Raw genomic sequence first — 25,851 nt, forward strand, 5'->3', positions numbered from 1 at the left:
GGGCCGGAAGGCCCGACCTGACGCTCGGGAGCGGAGCAAGCTCCGCTCTACGGGAAGGCCGCGACTGCCGTCGCTCCTACAACAGCGCGAGGTAGGAGGGCCGGAAGGCCCGACCTGATGCACGGGAGCGGAGCAAGCTCCGCTCTACGAGAAGCACGGGAGCGGAGCAAGCGGCGCTCTACGGGGTGCGGCAGGCTCGAGTGGCTACCAAAGTCCGCGGCGGGCGGCGATGCCTTGTGCGCCGGCCATGTGCGCGGCGTCGAGGTCGTCACTCTCCAGATTGCCGCAGGCATAGACGGGCAATGTGGCAGCGCTGATGCGCGCCTCGAAGCCGTCCCAGCCCATGGCGTCGGCAGCGGGCGCATCGGTGGGGGCGAAGATCGGGCCGAGTGTGGCGAAGTCGGCGCCAAGGCTGATCGCGCGCTCGAGTTGCGCAGCGTCATGGCAGGCGACGCCGACACGGAAACCCTCCGGCATTGGGCGACGTGCGCAACCCGCGGCCACGGACGGCGACAGGTAGACGCCTTCAAGCCCGAGGATCGCCGCGAGCGGCGCGTCGTCGGCAAGCAGCAGTTGCACGCCATGGGTCTGGCAGATCGCATGTGCGCGGCGCGCCGCAACAGCCAGCTCGGGACGCGGCCAGCCCGGCTGATCCAGCGCGATCATGCCGACGCCGCGCGTGCAGGCACGCTCGATGCCGGCCAGCAGGGCCTCACCGTGCCCTTGCTCGAACGCGGGGGTGATGAGGAAGCGACTGGGCAGGCGCAGCGCCGTGACTACCGGCAAGTCGGCGGCAGGCATGCTGACGCGGTCGAGATCGCCGAGCGCGACCCAGGCCAGCTGCTGGCCTTCTCGCGCATGCGGCCGGCCCGACCACGCCGACACGCGCCAGACATCGAGCACGATGCGCTTGTCTCCGTAGTCGTGCGGCACGCGGATCAAGGGCCGCGCCGATTCGATGACCAGACCCAGTTCCTCGCGCAGTTCGCGCGCGAGGGCATCGACGGCCGCCTCGCCGGGTTCGATCTTGCCGCCCGGGAACTCCCACGTCCCAGCCAAATGACTGCCGGGCGGGCGCTGCGCAAGCAGCACGCGCCCTTGCGCGTCGATGATGACGCCGGCAACGACCGCAATGGGCGTCGCTGAGGGCATCGACGATGCGCTCTCAGCTCAGGCGAGCTTGCCGTGGCACTGCTTGTACTTCTTGCCCGAGCCGCAGGGGCAGGGATCGTTGCGGCCGACCTTGGGTTCGTCGCGATGCACGGGCATCTGCACCGCCACCGGCTGCGCACCTGCCTCGTGCTCGCCGTCGTTGGCCAATTGCCCCGCGCTCATCGCCGCCGCGTCGGCATGCTGGAACTGCATCGACTGCGCCTGCGCTTCAGCCTGCAGGCGCTGCTGCGCTTCCATCGCTTCAACTTCGTCTTCGCTGCGGATGCGCACGCGCGCCAGCAGCTGCACGACCTCGAACTTGATGCGACCGAGCATGGCCTGGAACAACTCGAAGGCCTCGCGCTGGAACTCCTGCTTGGGCTGCTTCTGCGCGTAGCCGCGCAGATAGATGCCTTGGCGCAGGTAGTCCATGCTCGACAGGTGCTCCTTCCAGACGTTGTCGAGCACCGACAACATGACGTGCTTTTCCAGCCCACGCATGACTTCGCTGCCGAGCATCGCTTCCTTTTCGCGGAACACCCGCTCCATCAGTTCCTGCACGTGTTCGCGCACGTGATTGGCATCGACTTCGGTTTGTTCCTCGATCCACTGTTGCAGATTGGTCTGCAAGCCGAACTCCGACACCAGGGCGCTTTCCAGCGCGCCGATGTTCCAGCGTTCATCGACCGATTCGGGCGGCACCTGGCGCTGCACGAAATCGGTGACGACATCCTCGCGAATGGCGGCGATGGTTTCGGCGACGCTGTCGCTGTCGAGCAATTCGTTGCGTTGCTGGTAGATGACCTTGCGCTGGTCGTTGGCGGTGTCATCGAACTCGAGCAGGTGCTTGCGGATATCGAAATTGTGCGCTTCGACCTTGCGCTGCGCCTTTTCGATCTGGCGGCTGACCATGCGGTCCTGGATCGCGTCGTTTTCCTTCATGCCGAACAGCCGCATCATGCGCGCGACGCCCTCACCCATGAAGATGCGGATGAGGTTGTCCTCGAGCGAGAGGTAGAAGCGGCTGGAACCGGGGTCGCCCTGGCGTCCGGAACGGCCGCGCAACTGGTTGTCGATGCGGCGCGACTCGTGGCGTTCGGTGCCGACGATGCGCAAGCCGCCGAGGGCAATGACTTCGTCATGGCGCTTTTGCCATTGCGCCCTGATCTCGTCGCGCGTGGCCTGGCTGGCGTCTTCGGGCAATGCGTTGAGCTCGGCGTCGAGGCTGCCGCCCAGCACGATGTCGGTACCGCGACCGGCCATGTTGGTGGCGATCGTGATCGAGCCGGGGCGGCCGGCCTGGGCGACGATGTGCGCCTCGCGTTCGTGCTGCTTGGCATTGAGCACTTCGTGCGGGACGCCTTGCTTGTCGAGCATGCGTGAGAGCAATTCGGACATGTCGATCGACGCGGTGCCGACCAGCACCGGCTGGCCGCGCTGATGGCATTCCTTGATGTCCTCGACGATGGCCTCGAATTTCGGCCCCGCCTTGAGGAAGATCACGTCGGCCTCGTCCTTGCGCACCATCGGCCTGTGGGTCGGGATCACGACCACTTCGAGACCGTAGATCGTCTGGAATTCGTAGGCTTCGGTATCGGCCGTACCGGTCATGCCGGACAGCTTCTTGTACATGCGGAACAGGTTCTGGAAGGTGATCGAGGCCAGCGTCTGGTTCTCGCGCTGGATCGGCACGCCTTCCTTGGCCTCGACCGCCTGATGCAGGCCTTCGGACCAGCGTCGACCGGGCAGCGTGCGGCCGGTGAATTCGTCGACGATGATGACTTCGCCGTCGCGCACGATGTAGTCGACATCGCGCTGGTAGATCGCATTCGCACGCAGTGCGGCGTTGAGGTGATGCACCACGGCGATGTGTTGCGAGTCGTACAGACCCTCGTCGGGCCCGATCACGCCTTCGCTGCGCAGCAGTTGCTCGGCATGCTCCATGCCTTCTTCCGACAGGTGCACCTGCTTCTGTTTTTCGTCAACCCAGAAGTCGCCCGGTACGGGCGGCTCGCCGACCTTGGGTTCGCTGGCCTGGCGCGTGAGGCGCGGCACGATGCGATTGACCTTGACGTAGAGCTGCGGCGATTCGTCGGATGGGCCGGAAATGATCAGCGGCGTGCGCGCTTCGTCGATCAGGATCGAGTCGACCTCGTCGACGATCGCGAAGTTGAGGCCGCGCTGGTAGCGCTGCTCCTTGGCCAGCGCCATGTTGTCGCGCAGGTAATCGAAACCGAACTCGTTGTTGGTGCCGTAGGTGATGTCGGCCTCGTAGGCGGCGCGCTTGTCGCCGTACTCCATGCCCGGCCAAACCACGCCCACGCGCATGCCCAGGAAGCCGTAGATCTTGCCCATCCAGGCCGAGTCGCGCTTGGCCAGGTAGTCGTTGACGGTGACGACGTGAACGCCCTTGCCCTCGAGCGCATTGAGATAGACCGGCAAGGTGGCGACCAGGGTCTTGCCTTCGCCAGTGCGCATCTCGGCAATCTTGCCCATGTGCAGCACCATGCCGCCGACCAGCTGCACGTCGTGATGGCGCATCCCCAGCACGCGGCGCGAGGCCTCGCGCACGGTGGCAAAGGCTTCCACCAGCAGACTGTCGAGCGAGGCGCCGTCGGCGAGGCGCTTGCGGAACTCCTCGGTCTTGGCGCGCAACTCGGTATCGCCGAGCGCCTGATACTGGGCTTCCAGCGCGTTGATCTTGGCGACCGACTTGTCGAGCTGGCGCAGCACGCGTTCGTTGCGGCTGCCGAAAATGCGCGTCAGGACAGAGTTGAGCATGGATGGTCTTCGATTTGGGATTCGGGAGTGCGGCGCACAGGTACGCCGGCATGGGCGCACCCGGGCTTCGCGGGCCGCGCGCAGCCGATGCCCCGGACAGAAGGGGTTGGCGCGACACGGGGCGGCACGAGGCCAAGCTGCCGATGATACGGCGGCCGGGCCCGATAACCAAGGAAATGGGTGTCAGGGCAACGCCGATCAAGTGGCGTCGGGGGCGGGTTCCGGATCTCGCGCGCAGACGCCTGACACCCACGGCTCGCCAATGACGCACCGTGGGGAGCGAGCAATCTGCAGTGCCTGCGCGACCGGGGCGTGGCCCCCACGGCAGCCGCGAAGGTATGACCTTACAGACTCTGGGTCGAACGCACGTTGTTCACGTAGGCCATCGGATTGACCGCGCGGCCGTTGTGCCAGACCTCGAAATGGCAGTGATAGCCGGTCGAGCGCCCGGTCGAACCAACCGCAGCGATGGTTTCCCCTGCACGCACACGCTCGCCCACGCTCACGCTGAGCGAACGATTGTGGGCATAACGCGTCATGTAACCGTTGCCGTGGTCGATCTCGACGACGTTGCCGTAGCCATTGCGGACCCCGGCGAAGGTGACGACACCACCGGCTACCGCCATCACCGCAGACCCTGCGGGTGCCGCGAAATCGACCCCCAGGTGCGCGGCCTGGTGGCCATCGAATGGATCTGCGCGGCCGCCGAAGCCCGAGGAAATGTAGCCCTGCGCAACCGGCATGCCGGTCGGCAGCAGCGCGCGGTCGATCTTCTGATCGCGCAGCAGGTTTTCGAGCATGTCGAGCTGGATTTGCTGGCTGTCGAAGGCGACACGCATCTGGTCGATGCCTTCCTGCAGGGGCAAGGGCGCGGCTCCGCCGCTGACGGCATCCTCGGGACCGCCCATCGCCGGCTCGGTGGAGAAATCGAACTCGCCGTCGTCGAGCTTGCCGATCTGGGCCAGACGCGCGCCCACGGCATTGAGCCGGGTCGCCTGCGCTTGCAACTGACCCAGCTGGACCGACAGTGCATCGACGTTGCGGCGCGAACGGGCGCCGAGCGCATCGAGGTCGTGGCGCTGGCTGTCGAGCGTAATGCGCATCGCATCGAGGGCGCGCCATTCGCGCGCATGCGAGGTTCCGGCCCACAAGCCGATTGCAACGCCCAGCCCCATCAGGACGGAAACGCAGGCAGCGGTCGTGCCCAGCACGAGCAGGCGGCCACGGCGCGTACCCAGGTCAAAGCGCCAGGGCGGCGTCGCGGTATTGCGGAGGATGATAATGTTCATGGCCGTTACGGATTCCTGCTGGTCATGTCATCCAATCGTTCCAGTCCACCCTCGCACGCGCCGTCGCCCCGGCTCGCGAAAGAGTGCGTCACCCTCGGCGCGATCGCACAACGTGCGCACGCCCTGGATTCGCTGGACCAACGATTGCGTCGGTTGTTGCCCGCAGCGACCGCCCGCGAGACACGTCTCGCCGACATCCGCCAAGGACGGCTCGTCTTTCTGGCTTCCAGTCCGATCTGGGCCAGCCGCCTGCGCCTGCACGAAGCAGAGCTGTTGGCCGAAGCCCGCCACGCCATTGGCGAGGTGATCGAACGCTTTGCCGTGAAAGTGGCCTCTTTGCCGACTGTTCCCCCGAACCCGACAAAGCCTGCACCGCTTTCTGCTGCAGCCGCGCGCCACCTGCGCACGACGGCAACCCTCCTTGAGGACCCGCAATTGCGGGCCGTGTTGCTCGAAATGGCTTCCTGTGCCGACAAGTAACCACGTCAGGCGTCCGTCGATCCGTGACGCCATCGATGGTTTTGAATCACTGCAACAACGGCGCGACTGCGCCGCCTGCCTCTGACTCGCCGAATTCAGGCGAGCTTGCGCCGTGCTCAGACCGCCTGCGCCGGATGGACGTAGGAGATCGGAGCCGATGCTTCATCTTCGAAGCTGACTTCTTCCCAGGCTGCCGCATCAGCGAGCAGGGTCCGCAACAACTTGTTGTTGAGCTCGTGACCCGACTTGTAGCCATAGAACGCGCCAATCAGGCTATGGCCGAGCAGGTACAGGTCGCCGATCGCATCGAGGATCTTGTGTTTGACGAACTCGTCCTCGTAGCGCAGCCCGTCCTCGTTGAGGACGCGGTAGTCGTCGAGCACGATCGCGTTGTCCATCGAACCGCCCAGCGCCAGATTGCGCTCGCGCAGATACTCGATGTCGCGCATGAAACCGAAGGTGCGCGCACGGCTGACTTCCTTGACGAACGAGGTCGTGGAAAAGTCGATCTCGCTGGTCGAGGTGCGCTTGGTGAACATCGGATGGTTGAAGTCGATCGAGAAGCCGACCTTGAAGCCATCGAAGGGCTCGAAGCGCGCCCATTTGTCGCCGTCGCGCACGGTTACCGATTTCTTGATGCGGATGAAGCGCTTGGCCTTGGCCTGCTCCTCGATCCCCGCCGACTGCAGCAGGAACACGAAGGGGCCGGCGCTGCCGTCCATGATCGGCACTTCGGGCGCCGACAGATCGACATAGGCATTGTCGATGCCCAAGCCCGCCATTGCCGACAGCAGGTGCTCGATCGTGGCAATGCGCACATCGCCCTTGACCAAGGTCGTGGACAGTCGGGTGTCACCGACGTTTTCGCAACAGGAGCGGATATCGACCGGATTGGGCAGGTCGACCCGGCGGAACACGATGCCGGTATCGACTGCTGCGGGTCGCAAGGTCATGTACACCTTGTCGCCCGTGTGGAGACCCACGCCCGTCGCTCTGATGGTGTTCTTGAGCGTGCGTTGCCTGATCATTTTTTATGTGTAACCCCGGGGCTGGAGCTGACAAAACGCCGCGAGGTTAGCACAGGCCCGGACGGGCGGAAAAGTAAACCGATGTATGCAGCCTACAATCTGTCGCTATTTTGCAACAGCGACAGGCCGGCAAGACGTGATGGCGAGAAACCCACCGCCCTGACGCCACAGGGCGGTGGTGGGATGGAAGCTGCGGATCGATCCAGCGCAGGCCGAAGACTCCGCGGCGGCCGCTCCCGATCGGAGCGGACCGTCGTTCGGTCGACGGCCGGAACCTGCCGGTGCGTCGAACCCGCCTCAGTCCGCCTGACGGCGCAGGAACGCCGGGATGTCGAGGTACTCGGCGCTGCGTTCGGGCTGCGCCGACGCCGATTCGATCGCGGCGCGCACAGCCTGCCCCGGAATGCCCAGATAGTCCTCGACCACCTGGCCGGTGGTGCCATCGCGCTTGATCACGCGCATCGGCGGCCGTGCCGTCTCGCGCGTTTCGCGCAGGATCGGCTGGCGCGCCACCGCGCGGTTGAGGCCGGTGGCAACCACGGTGACGCGCACATCGTCCTTGAGTTCGGGGTCGAGTGCGGTACCAATGACCACGGTGGCGTCCTCGCTGGCGAACTCGTGCACGACCTGGCCGATGTCGTCGAACTCGCGCATCGTCAGATTGGTGCCGTGGGTGACGTTGACGAGGATGCCGCAGGCGCCGGCGAGATTGACGTCGTCGAGCAGCGGGTTGTTGATCGCCGCCTCGGCCGCCGCGACCGCGCGGTCGTCGCCCTTGGCGGTGCCCGAGCCCATCATCGCCATGCCCATCTCGCTCATCACCGTGCGCACGTCGGCGAAATCGACGTTGATCAGGCCCGGTCGCGTGATGAGGTCGGCAATGCCCTGCACTGCACCCAGCAGCACGTCGTTGGCCTGCTTGAATGCGCTGAGCAGGGTCACGTCGCGGCCGAGCACGGTGAGCAGCTTCTCGTTGGGCACGGTGATGAGCGAATCGCAGTACTGCGACAGGTCTTCGATGCCCTTGAGCGCCACCTGCATGCGCCGACGTCCCTCGAACGGAAACGGCTTGGTGACCACGGCCACGGTGAGGATGCCCATCTCCTTGGCGAGCTGGGCCACCACCGGCGCGGCGCCGGTACCGGTGCCACCGCCCATGCCGGCGGTGATGAAGGCCATGTCGGCGCCCTGCAGCAGCTCGACGATGCGCTCGCGATCCTCGAGCGCGGCCTGGCGGCCGACCTCGGGATTGGCGCCCGCGCCCAGACCCTTTGTGACATTGGCACCCAGTTGCAGCGTGAACTTGGCGCCGCTGCTGCGCAGTGCCTGCGCATCGGTATTGGCACAAACGAAATCCACGCCATCCACACCCGCGTGCACCATGTGGCTGACGGCATTGCCGCCACCACCGCCCACGCCCACCACCTTGATCACCGCATTGGGCGACATCTTCTCGACGAATTCAAAACTGGCCATGCTCCCATCCTCCGCAATAGTCGTTATGTGTTGCTCGATTGCGGCTACGTGACGCTCCGCGCCCGCGCCGTACGTCAGTGGCTGGCGTGCCACTGCTTGCGACCGTTTCGGTCGCACGCCGCGCGTCCTGCGCTGCGCTGCTGCCTGGTTGAACCGACCCCCATGCCGGTTGCATCCAGTTCGAACCCTTCAGAACTCACCCTTGAACCAGGTCGAGACGCGACCCCAAAGCCCGCTGACCGCGGCCGCACTGCCCGATGTGGAACCGCGCACCGCGCCGCTGCGACTGCCATGGATCAACAGGCCCACACCCGTGGCCTGCATCGGATTGGCCACCACGTCGGCGAGGCCGGTCACGTGCTGGGGCGTGCCCAGGCGCACCGGCATGTGGAACAGTTCCTCGGCCAGGTCGAGCGCGCCTTCCATGCGCGCCGCGCCGCCGGTGAGCACGATGCCGGCGCGCACCAGCGGTTCGCAGCCGCTGCGCTGCAGGTCGGCCTGCACCATCTCGAAGATTTCCTCGTAGCGCGGCTGCACCGCCTCGGCGAGGTTCTGCCGCGCCAGCCGGCGCGGTGGACGATCGCCGACGCTGGGCACCTGGATCGTTTCCTCGGCATGCGCGAGCTGGGCCAGGGCGCAGGCGTAGCGCACCTTGAGTTCCTCTGCATGCGCGGTCGGCGTGCGCATGAGGTGCGCAATGTCCGAGGTCACCTGGTCGCCGCCGATTGCCAGCGAGGTCGTGTGGCGCAAGGCTCCGCCGGTGTAGATCGCGATGTCGGTGGTGCCGGCGCCGATGTCGACCATGCACACGCCCAGTTCGCGTTCGTCCTCGGTCAGCACCGCGCGCGCCGAGGCGACCGCGGCCGGCAGCATTTCGTCGACCTGCAGCCCGCAGCGGTTGATGCATTTGCTGATGTTCTGGATCACGCTGGCCGCGCCGGTGACCAGATGCACGTTGGCCTCCAGCCGCACGCCGAACATGCCGACTGGATGACGGATGCCTTCCTGACCGTCGATCAGGTATTCCTGCGGCTCGCGGTAGAGCACGTTGCGATCGGCCGGAATCGCGATCGCGCAGGCCGAGTTGAGCACCGCGTCGAGGTCGGCGGCAGAAACCTCCTTGTCGCGGATCGGTGCGGTCCCGTGCGAGTTCTCGTCCTTGATGTGATTGCCCGCGATCGAGGCATACACCGAACGGATCTGGCAGCCGGCCATCAATTCGGCTTCTTCGATCGCGCGCTGGATCGAATGCACGGTCGACTCGATGTCGACGACCACGCCGCGCTTGAGGCCATGCGCCGGGTGCGATCCGACGCCGATGATCTCGACCGCTTCGCCCGGGGTGTGCTCGCCGACGATGGCAACGATCTTGGAAGTGCCGACGTCGAGGCCGACGATGAGGTTTTTGTCGGTCCTGGATTTCATGGGGTCGGAAACCTGCTCAGGGAATACGGGTGCGCGACTTCGACCAGATCCGGCGAAGCCGCCAGGGCGGCATCGGCAAGCCCCGCGGGTACGCCGCTGGCGGGCCTGGCGCCGGCTTCGGCCGGCCAAGCCACGGCAAAGCCGTTGGTGTAGCGCAGGTCGACGTGTTGCGGCGGCTGCGCGTGCGAGCCGGACAAGCGCGGCCAGACATCGAGAAAGCGGCGCAGGTGCGCGATGCGCTGCTCGCGACCGAGATCGATCGTGGTGCCGGCGGCGAGGGTGAGGCGCCACCCATCGCGCGGCGACACCTCGACGGCGCGGATCACCAGGCCACTGCTGGCGAATTCGGGCTGGTACTGCGCATAGAAGCGCAGGATGTCATCGAGGCGATCATCGGGACCCGACAACCGCGGCAAGCCATCGAGACCGAACGCCGCGCCCGCGACAAACAACTTGCCATTGCGATTGACCAGACGGTCATCGCTCCAGCGTGCGTACGGTTGCTGCTCGTAAACCACCAGCTCGATGGTGTCGGGCCAGCGCTTGCGCGCTTCGACGCGCTCCACCCACGGCAGCCGCGCGAGCGCATCGCGCAGCGGTCCGAGCCGGGTCGCAAAGAAGCCCTTGCCGAGGAACGGTTGGGCCGTGGCACGGATCTGCTCGGAACTGACATGGTCGAACCGGGCGCTCACCGACAAGCGCGTCACCGGCCAGCGATCGACCGCGAACCAGCCTTCGAGCACACCCAGCGCCGGCAGCGCGACCAGCGCCAGCGCCAGCACCCAGGCGAGCAATTTGAGCGCACCGTTCATGGACCGCCCCCGCCGAGCTCGGCCGTCGAATCGAGGCTGGTTTCAAGCACGCGCCAGCACAGGCTGCGGAAGTCGATGCCGATCTGCTGTGCAGCCTTTGGCACCAGCGAATGGCTGGTCATGCCCGGCGCGGTATTGACTTCGAGCAGGTGATTGCGGCCATCGAGATCACGCATCACGTCGACGCGGCCCCAGCCGCTGCAACCGAGCGCATCGAAGGCAGCCAGCGCCAGTGCGCCGAGCTCGCGCTCAGCCTCGCCGTCCAGGCCCGGACACAGGTACTGGGTATCCTCGGCCACGTACTTGGCGTGGTAATCGTAGAACTCGCCCTTGGGCACGATGCGGATCGACGGCAGCGCGGCGCCGCCGAGGATCGCCACGGTGAGTTCCATGCCGACGATCATCTTCTCGACCAGCAAATCGCCCGGATAGCGCGCCGCGAGCGCTGCCGCGCCTTCGATGTCGGCATCGCGGAACACGCGTGAAACACCCACGCTCGACCCCTCGCAGGCCGGCTTGACGATCACCGGCAGGCCGAGCTCGCGGGCCGCTGCATGCACATCACCGGCACCATCGCGCTTGCGCAAGGCGACGAAGCGCGGCGTCGGCAGGCCCTGCGCAATCCACACCTGCTTGCTGCGTACCTTGTCCATTGACAACGCCGAGCCGAGCACGCCCGAACCGGTGCAGGGCACGTGCAGCGATTCGAGCGCGCCCTGCAGCACGCCATCTTCACCACCACCGCGCTGACCGTGGAGGATGTTGAACACGCGTGCGTAGTGGCCGGCGCGCAGCGCATCAAGCAGCGCCGGAATGCCATCGACCGCATGCGCGTCGACACCCAGTTCGGTCAGCGCCGCAAGGACATTGCGACCCGAATCGAGCGAGACCTCGCGCTCGGCCGACTGCCCACCCATCACCACGGCAACACGGCCAAAAGCCCTGGGATCGGTCACGCGCAACGCCGGCACGCGGGGGGTGATCGTGGCTTGGTTGGACATCACGCGCCTCCCGCGGATCGCAGTTGACCCGCCGCCGCAAGTTCACTCGCCACCGCGCCGATGTCGCCCGCGCCCAGCAACAGCAGCAGGTCGCCATCGCGCAACAACGGCGGCAGGGTCGCCGGAAGCTCGCGCGGATGCGCGATGAACACCGGATCGACCTTGCCGCGCACACGCACCGCACGCGCCAGGGCGCGACCGTCGGCATTGCTGATTGGCGCTTCGCCGGCCGGGTAGACCTCGGTGAGCACGAGCACGTCGGCATCGGCGAGCACGGTGGCGAAGTCATCGAGCAGGTCGCGCGTGCGCGTGTAGCGATGCGGCTGGAACGCCACCACCAGGCGGCGCCGAGGCCAGCCGCCGCGCGCGGCCGCGAACACCGCGGCCAGCTCGCGCGGATGGTGTCCGTAGTCATCGACCAGCAGCACCCGGCCGTTGTCGAGCGCGAGCTCGCCGCGCATCTGGAAGCGGCGGCCCACGCCCTGGAATTGCGCCAGCGCACGCGCCATTGCCGCGGCATCCACGCCCAATTGCCAACCCACCGCGCAGGCGGCGAGTGCATTGAGCACGTTGTGGCGACCGGGCAGGTTGAGGCGAACGGCAACCGGCTCGGCAGCGTCAGGCAGATGCAGGATGAAACGGGTCGCCTGGCCGTCCTGTTGCAAGTCGCTGGCGCGCACGTCGGCGTCGGCGTCGATCGCGTAGGTGAGGGTGCGGCGATTGGTTTCACGGGCGAGCACGGCGACGTTGGCATCGTCGGCGCACAGCACTGCCACGCCGTAGAACGGCAGACGATGCAGGAACTCGGCGAAGGCCTTGCGCACGCGCTCGAAATCGCCGCCGTAGTTTTCCAGGTGATCGGCGTCGATGTTGGTGACGATCGCGATCACCGGCGAGAGCAGCAGGAAGGAGCCATCGGACTCGTCGGCCTCGGCGACCAGATACTCGCCGCTGCCCAGGCGTGCGTTCGCACCCGCGGCAATCAACTGGCCGCCGATCACGAAAGTCGGATCGAAGTCGGCCTCGGCAAGCACGCTGGCGGTGAGGCTGGTGGTGGTGGTCTTGCCATGCGTGCCGGCGACCGCGATGCCGCGCCGGAAGCGCATCAGCTCGCCGAGCATTTCCGCACGCGGCACGATCGGGATGCGCCGTTCGCGTGCGGCGAGGAGTTCGGGGTTGTCGGGCTTGATCGCGCTCGATACCACCAGCACGTCGGCGTCGGCGACGTGCTGTGCGGCATGGCCGCGGTCGATGCGTGCACCCAGCGCGGTCAGGCGCCGGGTGGTCGCGTTGTCGGCCTTGTCCGAGCCCGACACCGCATAGCCGAGATTGCACAGCACCTCGGCGATGCCGCTCATGCCGACGCCGCCGATGCCGACGAAGTGCACGCGCCGAAAGTCCTGCATGATGTCGCCATGCTGCTGGAGGCGCGACGGCGTCATGCGCTGGCCTCCAGGCAGATGTCGGCGATGCGGCGCGCGGCATCCGGCTTGGCCAGCATGCGCGCGGCACTGCCCATGGCCTGCAGGCGCGAGCGCACCGACAGGCGTTCGAAGGCCGCGCCCAGGCGCTTGACGAAGTCATCGCCTTCGGCCACCAGCACCGCGCCACCGGCAGCGACCATCGCCCGCGCGTTGCGCGTCTGGTGATCATCGACCGCATTCGGATAGGGCACGAGAATCGCCGGTGCGCCCGCTGCGGCGAGCTCAGCGAGCGTCAACGCACCGGAGCGGCAGATCACCAGATCCGCCCACGCATAGGCAGCTGCCATGTCATCTTCGAATGGCACCACCTCGGCCTCGATCTGCGCTGCCAGATACGCGGCCTTGGCCTTGTCGAAATGACGCTCGCCGCATTGGTGGCGCACCACCACCGGCAGCTTCGAGCCGCGCCGACGCAACACCTCGGGCAGCGCCACATTGAGACTCTGCGCGCCTTGGCTGCCACCGAGCACGAGCAGCCGCAGCGGGCCGCTGCGACTGGTGTAGCGCTGCGCCGGCGCCGGCAACGAGGAGATCGAAGCGCGCACCGGATTGCCGACCCATTCGCCACCCTCGAACACGTTCTCGAAACCGGTAAGCACACGCGTGGCACGCCGTGCAAGCAGCTTGTTGGTGATGCCGGCGATGCTGTTCTGCTCGTGGACAACCAGCGGAATCTTTGCCATCTGCGCGGCGAAGCCGCCGGGGGCGGCGGCAAAACCGCCCATCGACAACACGCAGCGCGGCGCGTGCTTCTTGAGCAGGCCGCGGGCGGCGATCGTCGCTGCCAGCAATCGAAACGGCATCGTCAGCATGGTCACGATGCCCTTGCCACGCAGGCCGCCGATGCTGAGCGTTTCCAGCACCAGTCCGTGACGCGGCACCAGGCGCGTTTCCAGTCCGCCGCGACTGCCGATCCATACCACCGGCACGCCGCAGGCGCGCAGTTCGTCGGCAACCGCAAGGCCCGGAAAGATGTGTCCGCCGGTGCCACCGGCCATGATCATCACCGGACCGCTGTCGACTTGCGTCGGCTTCATGCGCGCACCCCGACCGCCTGCCGTTGTTCGACCAGTGCCATCATCGCGTTGTCGGCGCGACTGACCTCGTAGCTCACCCGCACCAACAGACCGATCGCCGCGCAGGTCATGATCACGCTCGATCCACCCGAGCTGATCAGCGGCAAGGTCAGACCCTTGGTCGGCAACACGCCAAGGTTCACGCCAATCGACACCAACGCCTGCAGGCCGACCATCAGCGACACGCCGAAGGCGCAGAACGCCGCGAAATGGCGGTTTTGCTCGATGGCACGCATGCCGATGACGAAGCCGCGCCCGACCAAGGCGGCGAACAGCGTGAGCACCAGCACGATGCCGGCGAAGCCCAGCTCCTCGGCGAGCACGGCGAGAATGAAATCGGTATGTGCTTCGGGCAGGTAGAACAGTTTCTGCACCGAACCGCCCAAGCCCACGCCGAACCACTCGCCGCGCCCGATCGCGATCAGGGCCTGAGTCAACTGGAATCCATCCTTGAACGGATCGGCCCAGGGATCGAGGAACGAGGTCAGGCGCTTGACCCGATAGTCCTGGCCGAACGCGATCCAGGCCACCAACGGCAGCGCTGCGCATGCGAGCAAGGCAAGGTCGCGCAGGCGCGCACCGCCCAGCCAGACCATGCCCATCACCACCGCCATCAGCAAGGTGGCGGAACCGAAATCGGGCTGCGCCAGCAGCAGGCCGGCAAACAGGGCCGCTATGCCGAGCGGTTTGAGCACGCCGAGCAGTTGCGTCTGCAGGTTGTCCCGATGGCGCACCAGATAGCTCGCCATGTAGACCACCAGCAACACCTTGACCGCCTCGACCGACTGGAAGCCCAGTGGCCCGATGCGGATCCAGCGCCGCGCGCCGTTGATGCGCACGCCGATCATCGGCACGAATACCAGCGCCAGCAGCAAAGCCGCCAGCAACAGCAGCAATGGCGCATGGCGTTCGAGCCAGGACAGTTCGATGCGCGCTGCAACCAGCGCTGCGGTGAGCCCGATGGCGAGGAAGACCAGGTGGCGCTTGAGATAATAGAAGGCGCCGATGTGCTGGCCCTCGGCCACCGCGATCGAGCTCGACGCGACCATCACCACGCCCAGACTTGCCAATGCGCAGGCAAGCACGATCAACCACGGGTCGTAGCGCCCGCTCATGCCTTCGACGCGCAGGGCCTGCTGTTCGTTGGTGGGCGTGAGCAGCAGCATCAGCGCACCTTGAGCGTGGCCAGACCAATGAGCATCAGCACTACGCTGATGATCCAGAAGCGCACGATCACGCGCGGCTCGGGCCAGCCCTTGAGCTCGAAGTGGTGATGAATCGGTGCCATGCGGAAGATGCGTTTGCCGCGCAGCTTGAAACTGCCGACCTGCAACATCACCGACACCGTTTCCATCACGAACACGCCACCCATGATCAGCAGCACGACTTCCTGCCGCACGATCACCGCAACGCAGCCGAGCGCTGCGCCGAGAGCGAGCGCGCCGATGTCGCCCATGAATACCTGCGCGGGATAGGTGTTGAACCACAGGAAGCCCAGGCCCGCACCGGCCATCGCGCTGCAGAAGATCGCCAACTCGCCGGTACCGGGAATCGCCGGAATGCCCAGATACTCGGAGAACACGCGGTTGCCGGCGACATAGGCGAATACGCCCAGCGCAGTCGACACCAGCACGCAAGGCATGATCGCCAGGCCATCGAGACCATCGGTGAGATTGACCGCATTGGAGAAGCCCACCACGATCAGGTAGGCCAGCAACACGAAGGCGCATGCGCCAAGCCACAGCCACGGCGAACCGCCCTGCGCCAGCTCGGCAAGACTGCCGAGCGGAAACTGCGCCTGTTTGAGGATCGGCAGATAGAAGGTGGTCGCCGCCGGCGTATCCGCGCTGGCGTAGAGGAATACCGCCACGCCCAGCCCGAACAAGGATTGCCAGAAATACTTCCAGCGTGCGGCCAGGCCGCGGCTGTCCTTGCGCACCAGCTTCTTGTAGTCGTCATAGAAACCGATCGCGCCGAACGCGAACAGCACCAGCAGCACCAGCCAGACGAAGCGGTTGTGCAGGTCGGCCCAGAGCAGGGTCGACACCGCGATCGAGGCAATGATGAGCGCGCCGCCCATCGTCGGCGTGCCGGCCTTGGACAGATGCGACTGCGGACCGTCGCTGCGTACCACCTGTCCGGCCTTGAGCGCGGCGAGTTTGCGGATCAGCGCCGGTCCGGCCAGCAGCGAAACGGCGAGCGCGGTGAGCGCGCCCATGATCGCGCGGAAGGTGAGGTACTGAAAGAGATGGAATCCGCTGAAATGCCCACGCAGCAGATCGGCCAGTTCAAGCAGCATGGCGATTGCCTCCGTTGCTGCCGCTCGCGCCCTGCAGTTCGCGCACGACCTTGTCCATTGCCGAGGAGCGCGACCCCTTGACCAGCACCACCAGCCCGTCGCGCAGTTCGCTGCGCAAGTGCTTCACCAGCTCGGCCTGACTGGCGAAATGCCGCGCGCCGGCACCAAAGCTCTCGACCGCGGAGCGGCTGAGCGTCCCGACCGCATGGAGCCGCTCGATGCCGCTGCGCTTGGCCAGCGCTCCGACTTCGCCATGCAGTCGCTCGGCATCGCTGCCCAGCTCGGCCATGTCACCCATCACCAGCACGCGCTCGCCGGATTCGCTGGCCAGCGTCGCGATCGCCGCCGCAAACGAACCCGGATTGGCGTTGTAGCTGTCGTCGATCAGTTGTGCGCCCGAGGCGAGTTCGATGCGCGCCAAGCGTCCGGCCACCGGGGCCGCGCTTTCGAGGCCCGCCTTGATCGTCGCCAGCGGCACGCCCAGACCAAACGCAAGCGCACTCGCGGCGAGCGCATTGGCGATGTTGTGGCGCCCGCGCAGCGGCAGCGCGATCTCGATGCCGCTGCTGGGTGTGAGCAGGCGGAAGCAGCCTTGCTCGGCCAAGCCCGGATCGAGAATGGCTCCGATGTCGACGCTGCGCATGAGACCGAAACGCAACACGCGGCGACCGCGCGCGAGCACACCGAAATACTCGGCGAAGGCCTCATCGGCGTTGATCACGGCCAAGCCTTCGGCCGGCAACGAGCGGTAGATCGCGCCCTTGGTCTCGGCCACCCCTTGCAGACTGCCGAGTCGTTCCAGATGCGCGGGAGCGACGTTGTTGACCAGGGCCGCATCGGGTTGGGCGATGCGCGCGAGATAGGCGATGTCGCCCGGCTTGCCGGCGCCCATCTCGAGGATGGCATATTCGGTGTCGGCAGGCATTGCAAGCAGCGTCAGCGGCAGCCCGATCTCGTTGTTGAAGTTGCCGGCGTTGACGTGGGTGCGCCCGTGCCGCGTGAGGATCGAAGCGAGCAGGGTCTTGACGGTGGTCTTGCCGTTGGAACCGGTGATGCCGATCACGCGCGCGCTGCTGCGCCGGCGCACGGCGTGGGCGAGTTCACCGAGCGCAAGCTGGCTGTCGGTGACCACGATCTGCGGCAAGGCGATCGCAAGCGGTCGCTCGACCAGCAACGCGGCCGCGCCATTGCGCGCGGCATCCGCGGCGAAGTCATGGCCGTCGTGCTGCTCGCCGCGCAAGGCGATGAACAAGGCGCCGGGCATCGGTTGGCGACTGTCGATGGCGACGCCGCGCAGCGGCACGTCGCTGCCCTGCAGACGACCCTTGCTCCAGCGGGCGATGTCGGCGCTCGTGCAGTTCAGCATGGGCGTGCCTCCAGCGCGGCGCGCGCCACGGCAAGATCATCGAATGGACGACGCGTGCCGGCGATTTCCTGATAGGGCTCGTGGCCCTTGCCGGCGACGAGCACGACATCGGCGGCAGCGGCCGCCTTCACCGCGGCAGCAATCGCGCGGGCGCGATCACGCTCGAAGTGCACCCGCTTCGGCTGGCGGAAGCCAACGCGGATCTGCGCCACGATCGCATCGCCGTCTTCAGCGCGTGGATTGTCGTCGGTGACGATCACGCGGTCGGCCAGCGCTTCGGCGATCGCGGCCATCTGTGGCCGCTTGCCCGCGTCACGTTCACCACCACAGCCGAACACGCAGATCAGCTCGCCCCGGCAATGCGCGCGCAAGCTGCGCAGTGCCTGCTCGAGCGCATCGGGCGTGTGCGCGTAGTCGACCACCACCAGTGGTTGCGCCGGCGCGCCACCGAGGCGACTCATGCGACCGGGCACCGGGTCGAGCGCGGCGAGCGCCGCACGGATCGCGGCGAAATCGAGTCCGCATTCGCCCAGCACGGCGACCACCGCGAGGAGGTTGGAGACATTGAATCGACCGAGCAGTGCGGTGCTGACCGGCCCTGCGCCCCAGGGCGTGCCCAGGTGGAAGTCCAGGCCATGCGCACCCGTCTCGATCTTGCGCGCGACGATGTCCGCCGCGTCGTTGTCGATGCCGCAACGATGCAGGCGCAAGCCCTCGGCTTTCGTTTCGAGCTGCGCGACCAGCTCACGCCCGAAGGCATCGTCTACATTGATGATCGCGGCGCGCAGGCCCGGCCATGCGAACAAGCGCGCCTTGGCCGCGCCGTAAGCCTGCATCGTGCCGTGGTAGTCGAGATGATCGCGGGTGAGGTTGGTGAAGACCGCCAGGTCAAAGTCAACCGCATTGACGCGCCCCTGATCGAGCGCATGCGAGGACACTTCCATTGCCACGTGGCTCGCGCCCGCATCGCGGAATTGCGCCAGCAGATCCTGCACCTGGATTGCATCGGGCGTGGTCCGCTCGCCGGCCTGCAATCGCCCATGCAGGCCCGCGCCGAGCGTGCCGATGGTCGCCGTGATCCGACCTGCGTGTTGCAAGGCCTGGGCGATGAGCTGCACGGTCGAGGTCTTGCCATTGGTGCCGGTGACGCCGGTCACGTGCAGCGCGCGTGAAGGCTCGCCGAACAGGCGCGCCGCGAGTGCGCCGACCCGCGCGCGCAGGTCCTCGACCCACAGCAGTGGCGCCGCGCCGCATGTACCGGCTGCCGTATCACGCGCAGTCGCATCGGCGATGCCCGCAGGATCGGCGAGGATCGCCACCGCTCCACGGGAGACGGCGGTCGGCGCAAAGCCCATGCCGTGCATCCGACTGCCGGCCAAGGCAACGAAGGCCTCACCCGCACGCAGGCTGCGCGAATCCAGACTCAGGCCGTTCACGCGGATGTCACCCGCAGCACCGGCATCGGCATGTCCCGCAAGCAGATCACGCAGACTCATCGATGGACACCGACTCATGCCGCTGCTCCCGTGCGCATGCGCAGCGCTCGAGCTGATCGCTGCCGCGGGCACAGGGTGCCGGTCGTTTCGGCGCTGGCGCGGCGGGCGATCGGGCCATTTGCGGGCAATTCGGGGGCGTTGCGCACGGCAACCGGCACAAGGCTGCTCATGGCGTGGCCACCTCGATCATGTTGCCGAGCGTCTCGGCATCGGGCTCGCTGCGCGATGGCACTGCGGGCACGCTCGGCGCCGGCATCGCGCCGCCGGCGTACCAGGTCTTGACGTTGTCTGGCGGCACATCGAGCAGGCGCAGCGCACCATCCATCACCCGCGCAAACACCGGCGCGGCAACGAATCCGCCCGCATAAGTAATGAGACCCGCTTCGTTGCTGCCGGCATCGTGGATCACCACGGTGGCGACCAACTCCGGATCGCTGACCGGCGCGATGCCGGTGAACAGCGAAACATAACGGTTGGAGTAGCCTCCCGCAGCCGACTGGTGCGAAGTGCCGGTCTTGCCGCCGACCAGATAGTTCGGCACGGCTGCAGTCGGTGCGGTTCCGCCCTTGGCGACCACGGTCTGCAGCATCGCCAGCACTTCGCCGGCGACCTTGGGATCGAGCACCTGCTCTCCCGCATCCCCGCCGCCCTTGACGAAGGTCGGCGTGTGCAGGATGCCGTCATCGGCGATCGCCGCATAGGCGCGCGCGATCTGCAACGGCGTCACGTTCAGACCGTAACCAAACGAGATCGTCGCCTGCTCGACCGGCCCCCATTCCCTGGGAATCGGCAACCGTCCGGGCGCCTCGCCCGGAAAGCCGCTCCCGCTGACCTCACCGAAACCCAGCGAGTGGAACACCCCATACATGTCGGCGCGCGGCAGCGAGCCGCCGATCTTGGCCGCGCCGATGTTGCTCGACACCGTGATCACGTGGGTGACGTCGATCACGCCGTGGTTGTGGGTGTCGTGGAAGGTGTGACCATAGAAGCTCCAGGTGCCCGGCGAGGTATCGACCTTGGTCTCGGGCTTCCACTTGCCGCTGGCGAGCGCCGCCGCGATCGTCACCGCCTTCATCGTCGACCCCGGCTCGACCACGTCGGTGACGGCGCGATTGCGTCGATACTCGATCGGCGCATTGCCGCGCGCATTGGGGTTGTAGGAAGGCAGGTTGACCATGGCGAGGATTTCGCCACTGTGCGCGTTGAGTACCACCATCGAGCCGGATTTCGCGTTGTGCTTGCGCAGGCCGGCCATCAACTCGCGGTAGGCCAGGTACTGGATGCGCCGATCGATTGACAGGGTGAGGTCGCGCCCCGGTTGCGCCTCGCGCAGCAGTTCCACGTTTTCGATCTGATGACCGAGCCGGTCGCGCAACACGCGCTTGCTGCCGGGCTTGCCGGACAGCCAGTCATTGAACGCCAGCTCGATGCCTTCCTGGCCTTGATCGTCGACATTGGTGAAGCCGAGCACGTGCGCCATCACTTCGCCGCTGGGGTAGTAGCGCTTGAACTCGCGCTGGCTGTAGACCCCGGGGATGGCGTGCTTGAGCACGGCCTGGGCGTCATCGGGATTGAGATGACGCTTGATGAAAACGAACTCCTTGCCGGCCTTGGCGCGCTCTTCGACGCGTTCGCGCAGCGACTGCGCATCGAGCGCGGTGGCCCCGGCGAGCTCGCCGATGCGCTCGGCGTGTTCGAGCAATTCCTGCGGGTTGATCCAGATCGATTCGACCGGCGTCGATACGGCCAGCGGCTCGCCGTTGCGATCGAAGATGGTGCCGCGCGAAACCGGGATCTCCAGATCACGCAGGTAACGGGCATCGCCCTGCTCCTGGTAAAAGTCCTTGCGCACCACCTGCAAGTCGACCGCGCGCACGACCAGGGACGCGCAGGCCAGACCCAGCATCAGCGCAACCAGTTGCAGGCGGGCGCGCACGTGGACGGGGCGGACGCGTGCGTTCATCGGCGGATCACCACCGTCGCCGCCGGCTGCGGCGCCAGCATGCCGAGCCTTTCACGCGCGATCTGATCGATGCGATTGTTGTCGGCCCAGGTCGCCTGTTCCAGTTGCAGGCGACCGTATTCGACATTGAGATCATCGCGCTCGGCGCCCAGGCGAGTCAGTTCGACGAACTGCAGGCGCGTTTGCTGACGCACGTAGACGACACCGATCGCACTGGCCAACACGGCCAGCAGCATCAGCAGCAGCACGAGGATGGAGGCGAGCTTCAAGCCGCCTCCCCGCGCCGCTCGGCGATGCGCAACACGGCACTGCGCGCGCGCGGATTGCGCGCCAGCTCGGCGTCGCCGGCGTGGATTGCGCGACCCACCGCAGTGAACGGCGGCGGCGCGACTTCGGGCAACGGCAGGCCGCGGCGCTGCGGGCGCGCAAGCGGACCGCGGATGAACTGCTTGACGATGCGGTCTTCGAGCGAGTGAAAGCTGATCACCGCCAGCCGGCCGCCGGGCTTGAGGCATTGCGTGGCCGCAGCCAGACCCGCTTCGAGCGCGTCGAGCTCACCATTGATCTCGATGCGCAGCGCCTGAAACGTGCGTGTGGCCGGATGCTTGTGCGGATCGCGGCGACCGATCGTGCGCGCGATCAGCTCGGCCAGCTCGCGCGTGGTCGCCAGCGGCTGGCTCTGCCGCCGCTGAACGATGGCCCGGGCGATGCGTCGACTCATCCTCTCCTCGCCGTGACGCCACAACACGTCACTGATCTGCGTTTCGCTGGCCTGCGCCAACCATTGCGCCGCACTCATGCCGCTACCCGGATCCATGCGCATGTCCAACGGTCCATCACTCTGGAAACTGAACCCCCGACCGGCATCGTCGAGCTGGGGGGAAGAAACGCCCAGATCGAGCAACACACCGTCGAGCCCCGCCAACGCTTGCGGCCACTGCGCCATCGCCGCGAAGTTGCCGTGTCTCGCCGTCACCCGCGCATCAGCGGAAAACTCCCGTTGCGCGCTCGCGATCGCCTCCGGATCGCGATCCATCACCAGCAAGCTGCCGCGGGGTCCCAGCCTCGCCAGCAGTTGTCGCGCATGCCCACCGCGCCCGAACGTGCCATCCAGATAGCTGCCATCCGCTTTCACTTGCAGTCCTTCCATGACCTCTTCCAGCATGACTGGCGCATGTCCGTACGCTGCGCCCGCGTTCATCGCCTTTCGCCCGTCACAGCCGCAGGTCGAGCATGCCGTCGGTGATTGCGTCCTCGCCGATCGTCTGCCGAATGTTGGTCTGGTGTGCCTGCTCGCTCCACAACTCGAGCTTCTCGCCCATGCCAAGCAACACCGCACGCTTCTCGATGCCGCTGAAACCGCGATGGCTGGCCGGCAACTGGATGCGTCCATTGGCATCGGGCTCGACATGCATGGCCGCACCGACCAGCTTGCGCTGGATGTCGCGATGCACCTTCACCGTGGTCGCCAGCGCCATCACGCTGTCGCGCACGCGCTCCCATTCGGCCTGCGGATAAATCCACAGGCAGCCGTGTTCGAACGGGTTGTAGGTGACGACCAGATGACCGCCCGCGGCGGCCACGGCATCGCGATGGGCCGCTGGAATCGCCGCGCGGCCCTTGTCGTCGATGGTGATTGCGGTTTCGCCTTGAAACATGCCGAGCCTGCTGCGCCTTGCCCCGTTTGCAGGTGATGGATCTCCACCATTTCCCACAAATCCACACTCATCCCCACGTTAGTCGCAGGCCTCGAGACTGTCAAGGAGAATTTCCTTATGGATCAATGGGCTGGACGGCAGTCTTCGCAATTTCAGGCAATTCCTGAGGAGCGCGTGCAATGTCATTGAAATTCAAGGATTCGTGCTACCGCCTTGCGGTCTGAACACAGCAGACGGCGCAGCCGGAACCGGATCTGGCACGAATTTTGACATCACTACACGATCATCCACCGGATGACGCTGCCCCCAAAGCTCGGGCATGCGTGCGATTGGAGCGCGGAAGTGGACGCAAGGGCGCGCCCAGGCGCATTCGGCGCCGCGTCCATGCTTCGAGCGACCCGGCTCAGACCAAGGCGCGATAGAGGCTGAAACTGCTGGTGGCGATCAACAGCGCCGACACGAACAGCAGCAGCCTGCGCGCGGGAATCTTCTTCGCCAGCATCGCGCCGAACGGCGCCGCGACCAGACCGCCGGCGACCAGTCCGATCGCGGCGATCGAAAACGCGGAAATGCCGATCGTGACCATGAACGAGGCCGACACCGTGGCGGTCACGAAGAATTCGGCGGCATTGACCGTGCCGATCGTGCGTCGCGGTTCAGTGCCCTGCGCGAGCAGGTTCGAAGTCACCACCGCGCCCCAGCCACCGCCGCCGGCGGCATCGAGGAAGCCACCGACCAGGCCCAGTGGTGCCGCGAAGCGTGCATCGCCATGCACCTGATCACGCCGCATGCGCCATGCGCGCCACAAGAGATAGAAACCAATCCCCGCCAGATAAGCCATCACGAAGGGCCTGGCGACCGCACCGTCGATGTTCGACAGCAGATAGGCACCGAGAACGCCGCCGGCGACGCCGGGAATCGTCAGACGCCGGAACAGCTTCCAGTCCACGTTGCCATGCAGGACGTGACTGAGTCCCGATGCGCAGGTGGTGAATGACTCGACCAGATGCACGCTCGCCGAAGCGCGCGCCGGTGCCACGCCGAGCACGCTCACCAGCAGGGTGTTGGTGATCACGCCGAAGGCCATGCCGAGCGCACCATCGACGAGCTGGGCAAAGAATCCGACAAGAATGAACGGCAGAATCGCGTTGATCTGGTCGGGCGTGAGCTCAGGCAATGGAAACATGCAGCGGCAATCCCGTCAGGTTGGATGCAAGGCCTGTGCGCTGACACGTTCCGTACGCAGTCGGCAAACACGCGCTGCCCGAAACGACAGGCCGCAAGATGCAGCCGACAGGATGACAGACGCGCACGGATCGAGCCATTGCATCGATCGTGTCGAGCGCGATTGTGGGTGCATGCGATCCGTCCGTGGAAAGAAAAAGTCGCGATGCCCTTATGCCGTCGCGCCGGACGCTTCGGGAGCAGCATCGGATTGGCGAAGATGTGCGGGCTCGGCCGCGGATCGAATCCGGGGCATCGAACCCGCACACGCGAAGAGCGCGAGAAAAAGGTGGAGTCGGCCGATAAGCCGGGTTCTGTCGTGGACAACCATTCCTCTGGGCCGCGCGTCACCGCGCGGCTCAAGCAACCAACCCGGGGACGACGCGGGCCACGTCATGGTCCCCCTATTCGGTCTTGCTCCAGGTGGGGTTTGCCGTGCCGGTCCGTTGCCGGACTCGCGGTGCGCTCTTGCCGCACCGTTTCACCCTTGCCACGCATCCATTCACCGTTGCCGATGAGCGAACCGTTCGGCGGTCTGCTCTCTGTTGCACTTTCCGTCGGCTCGCGCCGCCCAGGCGTTACCTGGCACCTTGCCCTGTGGAGCCCGGACTTTCCTCGATGTCCTTGCGGACGCCGCGGTTGTCTGGCCGACTCCGTGGGCGAGTCTAGCATTGACCGGCGCCGTGGCTTCCTCAACGCCGCCACCACCAGCGCCGCAGCGGCTGCATGGCCGCGGCCAGCGCGATGATCGCGGCAACGAAGTGTCCGATCGTCGACCACACGGCCGCCTGCTCGGGCGCGGGAAAACGCGCCAGCGCAAATTGACTGAAGGCATAGTCGAGCGCGGCGTAGACCAGAGCGCCGACGAGAATCGCCGCGGCGATGAGTGCGAGTTTGCGCAACGGAGAAATCGCCTCGTCGCGGTTGTCGGCGCGACGGCCGGGTGTGGTTTCGGACATTCTGGCTTCACTCCGCAGGCTGGGATTCTTCGGCATACAGTTGCTTGCGTGGCGCGCCGCTGATCGCCGCTGCCAATCGCGCCGCGCGCGAAGGCGGCAGTTCCTCGCGCAACAAGGCGAAGATGCGGCGACCGGCGGCGAGCGTGGCTGCCTCGTCTTCGCCATCGGCGCCATTGACGACGAGCACGAACTCGCCGCGCTGTTGGTCGGCATCGGCGAGCACGCGCGCATGCAGGGTTTCGAGGGGCGCGCCAAGCACGGTCTCGAAGCGCTTGGTGAGCTCGCGCGCAAGCACGGCTTCGCGCTGCGCACCGAAAACCGCGACCATGTCGGACAGTGTCTCGACGATGCGATGACTCGATTCGTAGAAGATCAGCGTGCGCGTCTCGTCGGCGAGCACACGCAGGCGCTCGCGGCGTGCCGCTGCCTTGGCTGGAAGAAAACCCTCGAACACGAAACGATCGCTGGGCAGACCCGCCACCGACAGTGCGGCGATTGCCGCACACGGGCCGGGCACCGGAGAGACCTCACAGGCCGCTTCGCGCGCCGCGCGCACCAGACGAAAGCCCGGATCGCTGATGAGCGGAGTGCCGGCATCCGAAATCAAGGCGACTTCCTCGCCGGCAAGCAGGCGCGCAACGATGCGCTGCGCCTGTTCACGCTCGTTGTGTTCGTGCAGGGCAAGCAATGGCGCATGCGGGCCAAGCTGGGCCAACAGCGGCGCACTGTGGCGCGTGTCCTCGGCGGCAATCAGTGCAACGCGTGCAAGCACTTCTTTCGCGCGCGGCGAGAAATCGCCGAGATTGCCGATCGGCGTGGCCACCACCCACAGGCGTCCTGGTCTGGCATTCATGTCGCGATTTCCACTCCGGGCACTGGCCC

At 66.4% G+C, this 25,851-nt stretch carries 22 protein-coding genes and 1 other RNA gene; 1 reads left to right on the forward strand and 22 read right to left on the reverse strand.

Features of this window, described 5'->3' with window-relative positions:
• Nucleotides 1-204 precede the first annotated feature (204 nt).
• The 3 genes from KF759_RS07635 to KF759_RS07645 all read right to left on the reverse strand — a co-directional run bounded on the left by KF759_RS07635 (nucleotide 205) and on the right by KF759_RS07645 (nucleotide 5,222).
• Nucleotides 205-1,152, reverse strand: coding sequence for a Nudix family hydrolase (locus tag KF759_RS07635; protein ID WP_291224190.1), 948 nt, complete (start codon nucleotides 1,150-1,152; stop codon nucleotides 205-207).
• Between the two features lie 18 nt (nucleotides 1,153-1,170).
• Nucleotides 1,171-3,933, reverse strand: a complete 2,763-nt coding sequence (gene secA, locus KF759_RS07640) for a preprotein translocase subunit SecA (protein WP_291224192.1) — start codon at nucleotides 3,931-3,933, stop codon at nucleotides 1,171-1,173.
• A gap of 344 nt (nucleotides 3,934-4,277) precedes the next feature.
• Nucleotides 4,278-5,222, reverse strand: coding sequence for a M23 family metallopeptidase (locus KF759_RS07645; protein WP_291224194.1), 945 nt, complete (start codon nucleotides 5,220-5,222; stop codon nucleotides 4,278-4,280).
• A 24-nt stretch (nucleotides 5,223-5,246) separates the two neighbouring features.
• Between KF759_RS07645 and KF759_RS07650 the strand changes: the two genes are divergently transcribed.
• Nucleotides 5,247-5,702, forward strand: a complete 456-nt coding sequence (locus KF759_RS07650) for a DUF721 domain-containing protein (RefSeq protein WP_291224196.1) — start codon at nucleotides 5,247-5,249, stop codon at nucleotides 5,700-5,702.
• A gap of 116 nt (nucleotides 5,703-5,818) precedes the next feature.
• Here the strand turns inward: KF759_RS07650 and lpxC are convergent, their stop codons facing one another.
• From lpxC to rsmI, 19 genes are all read right to left on the reverse strand, one after another.
• Nucleotides 5,819-6,730: a UDP-3-O-acyl-N-acetylglucosamine deacetylase gene (gene lpxC, locus KF759_RS07655; protein WP_291224197.1), complete on the reverse strand. Its 912-nt coding sequence runs from the start codon at nucleotides 6,728-6,730 to the stop codon at nucleotides 5,819-5,821.
• A gap of 297 nt (nucleotides 6,731-7,027) precedes the next feature.
• Nucleotides 7,028-8,206 (reverse strand): cell division protein FtsZ, encoded by a 1,179-nt coding sequence (ftsZ, locus tag KF759_RS07660; RefSeq protein WP_291224199.1) that lies wholly within the window; start codon nucleotides 8,204-8,206, stop codon nucleotides 7,028-7,030.
• A gap of 189 nt (nucleotides 8,207-8,395) precedes the next feature.
• Nucleotides 8,396-9,631 (reverse strand): cell division protein FtsA, encoded by a 1,236-nt coding sequence (gene ftsA / locus KF759_RS07665; protein WP_291224201.1) that lies wholly within the window; start codon nucleotides 9,629-9,631, stop codon nucleotides 8,396-8,398.
• A complete protein-coding gene (locus tag KF759_RS07670) occupies nucleotides 9,628-10,443 on the reverse strand; it encodes a cell division protein FtsQ/DivIB (protein ID WP_291224204.1) in 816 nt (271 codons plus the stop codon). Before KF759_RS07670 ends, ftsA begins: the two co-directional genes overlap by 4 nt.
• On the reverse strand, nucleotides 10,440-11,444 hold the full coding sequence (locus KF759_RS07675; protein ID WP_291224205.1) for a D-alanine--D-alanine ligase: 1,005 nt from the start codon (nucleotides 11,442-11,444) through the stop codon (nucleotides 10,440-10,442). Before KF759_RS07675 ends, KF759_RS07670 begins: the two co-directional genes overlap by 4 nt.
• Complete coding sequence (gene murC / locus KF759_RS07680) at nucleotides 11,444-12,886, reverse strand: UDP-N-acetylmuramate--L-alanine ligase (RefSeq protein ID WP_291224207.1); 1,443 nt, start codon at nucleotides 12,884-12,886, stop codon at nucleotides 11,444-11,446. The genes KF759_RS07675 and murC overlap by 1 nt, the downstream gene beginning before the upstream one ends.
• The gene (murG, locus tag KF759_RS07685; protein WP_291224209.1) at nucleotides 12,883-13,965 is read right to left on the reverse strand and encodes an undecaprenyldiphospho-muramoylpentapeptide beta-N-acetylglucosaminyltransferase; all 1,083 of its coding nucleotides are present in this window, start codon (nucleotides 13,963-13,965) and stop codon (nucleotides 12,883-12,885) included. The genes murC and murG overlap by 4 nt, the downstream gene beginning before the upstream one ends.
• Nucleotides 13,962-15,170 (reverse strand): putative lipid II flippase FtsW, encoded by a 1,209-nt coding sequence (ftsW, locus tag KF759_RS07690; RefSeq protein ID WP_291224210.1) that lies wholly within the window; start codon nucleotides 15,168-15,170, stop codon nucleotides 13,962-13,964. Before ftsW ends, murG begins: the two co-directional genes overlap by 4 nt.
• Nucleotides 15,170-16,303, reverse strand: a complete 1,134-nt coding sequence (gene mraY / locus KF759_RS07695; protein ID WP_291224212.1) for a phospho-N-acetylmuramoyl-pentapeptide-transferase — start codon at nucleotides 16,301-16,303, stop codon at nucleotides 15,170-15,172. Before mraY ends, ftsW begins: the two co-directional genes overlap by 1 nt.
• Nucleotides 16,293-17,669, reverse strand: coding sequence for a UDP-N-acetylmuramoyl-tripeptide--D-alanyl-D-alanine ligase (gene murF / locus KF759_RS07700; RefSeq protein WP_291224214.1), 1,377 nt, complete (start codon nucleotides 17,667-17,669; stop codon nucleotides 16,293-16,295). The genes mraY and murF overlap by 11 nt, the downstream gene beginning before the upstream one ends.
• Entirely contained in the window at nucleotides 17,663-19,165 is a 1,503-nt protein-coding gene (locus KF759_RS07705; RefSeq protein ID WP_291224216.1) for a UDP-N-acetylmuramoyl-L-alanyl-D-glutamate--2,6-diaminopimelate ligase, read from the reverse strand. The genes murF and KF759_RS07705 overlap by 7 nt, the downstream gene beginning before the upstream one ends.
• A gap of 166 nt (nucleotides 19,166-19,331) precedes the next feature.
• Nucleotides 19,332-21,128 (reverse strand): penicillin-binding protein 2, encoded by a 1,797-nt coding sequence (locus KF759_RS07710; RefSeq protein WP_291224218.1) that lies wholly within the window; start codon nucleotides 21,126-21,128, stop codon nucleotides 19,332-19,334.
• A complete protein-coding gene (ftsL, locus tag KF759_RS07715) occupies nucleotides 21,125-21,364 on the reverse strand; it encodes a cell division protein FtsL (RefSeq protein ID WP_291224327.1) in 240 nt (79 codons plus the stop codon). The genes KF759_RS07710 and ftsL overlap by 4 nt, the downstream gene beginning before the upstream one ends.
• A gap of 29 nt (nucleotides 21,365-21,393) precedes the next feature.
• Nucleotides 21,394-22,329, reverse strand: a complete 936-nt coding sequence (gene rsmH, locus KF759_RS07720; RefSeq protein WP_291224220.1) for a 16S rRNA (cytosine(1402)-N(4))-methyltransferase RsmH — start codon at nucleotides 22,327-22,329, stop codon at nucleotides 21,394-21,396.
• Nucleotides 22,330-22,342: 13 nt separating this feature from the next.
• A complete protein-coding gene (gene mraZ / locus KF759_RS07725) occupies nucleotides 22,343-22,786 on the reverse strand; it encodes a division/cell wall cluster transcriptional repressor MraZ (RefSeq protein WP_291224222.1) in 444 nt (147 codons plus the stop codon).
• Nucleotides 22,787-23,189: 403 nt separating this feature from the next.
• Nucleotides 23,190-23,972, reverse strand: coding sequence for a sulfite exporter TauE/SafE family protein (locus KF759_RS07730; protein WP_291224224.1), 783 nt, complete (start codon nucleotides 23,970-23,972; stop codon nucleotides 23,190-23,192).
• Between the two features lie 325 nt (nucleotides 23,973-24,297).
• Nucleotides 24,298-24,665: RNase P RNA component class A (rnpB, locus tag KF759_RS07735), an RNA gene on the reverse strand.
• Nucleotides 24,666-24,702: 37 nt separating this feature from the next.
• A complete protein-coding gene (locus KF759_RS07740) occupies nucleotides 24,703-24,969 on the reverse strand; it encodes a hypothetical protein (RefSeq protein ID WP_291224226.1) in 267 nt (88 codons plus the stop codon).
• A gap of 7 nt (nucleotides 24,970-24,976) precedes the next feature.
• Nucleotides 24,977-25,822 (reverse strand): 16S rRNA (cytidine(1402)-2'-O)-methyltransferase, encoded by an 846-nt coding sequence (gene rsmI, locus KF759_RS07745; RefSeq protein WP_291224228.1) that lies wholly within the window; start codon nucleotides 25,820-25,822, stop codon nucleotides 24,977-24,979.
• Nucleotides 25,823-25,851: the final 29 nt, after the last annotated feature.

It is taken from the genome of Dokdonella sp. (genome assembly GCF_019634815.1).
Lineage (GTDB): Bacteria > Pseudomonadota > Gammaproteobacteria > Xanthomonadales > Rhodanobacteraceae > Dokdonella_A.